We start from the raw sequence: 2,584 nt of genomic DNA on the forward strand, positions 1-2,584 counted from the left end.
GGAGGCTTTGGCGTCGCACCTTCAGTCCGAACCGTCGCGCCAGGCACGGCGGAGCGGGCGGGGCGGAACGCTGTCGTCTCCCTCTCCGCGAAGCGGGGAGGGTAAGGGTTGGGCCTGTCGGGCGTACCCCCCTCACAATCCCCTGCGCCCGCGGGCGACGGCACGGGCGACGAGCGCCGTCACCTCCGCCTCCGAGCGGCGGAAGCTGGCCGCGTCGGTGGCGGTGACGTTGAACACGACGGGCGCGGCCCGGCGACCGCCCTCCCCGGCCGCAACGCCCAGCCGTCCGTCGGCGGTGCGGGCCAGCGGCATCACCGCCTCGGCGCCCCGCTCGCCCATCAGGCCGGTGCGGCCGTCGGGCATAGGGAAATAGGCCGGTGCGGCGATCACCCCGCCGCGGGCGAAGGGCGTCAGGCCGGACATCAGGCCGGCCTCGGTGCTCACCCCCTGTCCGAGGCCGCGGAAGCCCATCAAAAGGTCGCTGAACGAGCCCATCAGGCCGTCCGTGACCGGTTTCATGGCGGCGCGCAGCGCCAGCGCCGAGAGCTGCTGGGCAAGGCTGCGCATCACGTCGCCGAGGTCCTGGCCGCGCACCACGGCATTGGAAAAGGCGCGCGTGAGCGAGGTGCCGAAGCCACGCGCCAGCCGGTCGGCATCGCCCATCTCGCGGCGAAAGGCGCTGGTATCGGCGGTGACCGCGACGGTGAGGGTATCGACGGGGGTCATGGCATGCTCCTCATGAAGGCTTCCGGGTTGCGGCGATGTCGGGATAGGCGGCCATCAGCCGGTCGAGGCTCGTGCGCCCGGCGGGCGGCGTCAGGCGGCCGAAACGGCCGTCGAGCGCTGCCGCCAGTTCGCGCGGCGTTGCCCGCCAGAATGACTCCGGCGACCAGCCGAGGACGCCGAGGGCAAGGCGCAGCACGGCCTCCCAGGGGAAGGGCTGCGGCGCCCGCGCAGACTGCCCGGTCAGGCTGCGAAAGGGCCGGCGGGCGCTCCCGCGGGCTGGCGTTCGGCCACCTCGGCTGAGCCGAAGCTTGCGGTCAGCAGTTCCGACACGATGCGGGCATAGGCGCCCGCCCCGCCCTCCACGGCGAGCGCTGCCGCCTCGGCATCGCTGATGGTCTCGCCCGCCCCGCGCAGGCCGGCGCCGATGATTGCGGCCAGGTCGCGGGCGGCCAGACGGCCGGAGGCGAAGCGGTCGGCGAGTTCGACGAGGTCGGCGGCTTCGAAATGGGCCTCCAGTTCGGCGAGGCTCGCAAGGGTCAGCACCAGCCGGCGGGACCGGCCGCCGAGGTCGGCGGCGATCTCGCCGCGATGGCGATTGGGCATCTGTCCTGTGGTCAAGGGAGCCTCCGTCAGGCTGCGGCGAAGGTCAGGGCGCCGGCGCTTTCCAGCGCCATGTCCCAGGTCACCTCGCCATTGTGGTTGCCGGCAAATTCCAGCGCCGTGATCTGGAAGGCGCCCTCGACCGTGCCGAAATCCGGCACGATCACCTGGAAGCCGCGCACCGCACCGTCGAAGAACACCTGGCGCATCAGCGCGTCGGAGGCCTCGTCCCGGAAGATGCCCGAGCCGGACACCGCGGCGCGCTTGACGCCGGTGCCGCCGAGCAGTTCGCGCCAGCGGCCGGCACTCTCGGCATGGGTGACGTCCACCGTCTCGGCATTGAAGCGCAGCTGGCGCGAGCGCAGTCCCGCGACGGTGACGAAACTGTCGCCGTCGGCGATCTTGACGAGCAGGTCCTTGCCTTTCTGGGCAGCCATGGGTCTCTCCGGTGCTGGGAAATGGGGTCTGGGAGGCGGATGGTGGGCCTGCCTGCATCGCGTCCTGTGCGTCCTTCGAGGCTCGCTGTCGCTCGCACCTCAGGATGAGGAGGGTTGTTGCTGGCATCAGGGGCGTGGGCAGCCTTGACCGTTGAGGGCCCTGGCAGCCTCGGTGCCTTCCGCTGCTCCTCCTCATCCTGAGGTACGAGCGCAAAGCGCGAGCCTCGAAGGACGCACAGACCGGAATGCAGGGCCGAAAGTGCCGGCTTGAGAGCGGCCGGCGCGGCGTCCGCTCCGTCACGGTCGCGCCAGGCACGACGCGCCGGACAGGGGCGGGCCGCGGTGGTCTCCCTCTCCGCGCAGCGGCGAGGGTGAGGGTGAGGGTGGGGCGATCGACGGGCTCAGGCCGAGCGGATCGTCACGCCGGCTCGGTCACCGCGCGGAAGCGGACGAGGCCGTGCCAGGTGCGCCCATCGGCCTCGCGGCGGATGTCGGCGGTGGCAAAGCGCAGGTTGACGAGGCGGTGGCCGGCAGGATCCAGCGGCACCTCCTCAAGCGCGGCGATGATCTCGCCGGCAATCAGGTGGGCCTCGGCCTGTCCGCCCTGCCGCGACCAGACATGCAGGGTGAGGCTGTGCTCCTGGCCGGTCGACGATCCCGTCGACCAGTCCGACACCTGCGCGTCGCCGAGCGTCACATAGGGAAACTCGGCCGCACGCGGCGCCTCGTCGAAGATCTTCGCGCCGCCGAGAACCGCGGCCAGCGGCGCATGGCCGGCAAGGCCCTGATGCAGGCTCTGCCGCAGGGCAAGGGTCGCGACA

Annotated in this window: 5 protein-coding genes; all 5 read right to left on the reverse strand. The window is 72.1% G+C overall.

Going from position 1 to position 2,584, the window contains the following annotated elements; translation table 11 throughout:
- Positions 1-132 precede the first annotated feature (132 nt).
- Positions 133-726 carry a phage tail tape measure protein gene (locus ACTIFS_RS21675; RefSeq protein WP_439576202.1) on the reverse strand — a complete coding sequence of 198 codons (594 nt, stop codon included), beginning with the start codon at positions 724-726 and terminating at the stop codon, positions 133-135.
- Positions 727-736: 10 nt separating this feature from the next.
- The gene (locus tag ACTIFS_RS21680; RefSeq protein ID WP_439576205.1) at positions 737-970 is read right to left on the reverse strand and encodes a rcc01693 family protein; all 234 of its coding nucleotides are present in this window, start codon (positions 968-970) and stop codon (positions 737-739) included.
- Positions 967-1,329, reverse strand: coding sequence for a gene transfer agent family protein (locus ACTIFS_RS21685; protein ID WP_439576206.1), 363 nt, complete (start codon positions 1,327-1,329; stop codon positions 967-969). Before ACTIFS_RS21685 ends, ACTIFS_RS21680 begins: the two co-directional genes overlap by 4 nt.
- Positions 1,330-1,355: 26 nt before the next feature.
- Entirely contained in the window at positions 1,356-1,763 is a 408-nt protein-coding gene (locus tag ACTIFS_RS21690; protein WP_439576203.1) for a phage major tail protein, TP901-1 family, read from the reverse strand.
- A gap of 418 nt (positions 1,764-2,181) precedes the next feature.
- Positions 2,182-2,584 (reverse strand): DUF3168 domain-containing protein (locus tag ACTIFS_RS21695; protein WP_439576204.1); only part of this gene is annotated, 403 nt, incomplete at its 5' end.

It is taken from the genome of Phreatobacter sp. (genome assembly GCF_051860605.1).
Lineage (GTDB): Bacteria > Pseudomonadota > Alphaproteobacteria > Rhizobiales > Phreatobacteraceae > Phreatobacter.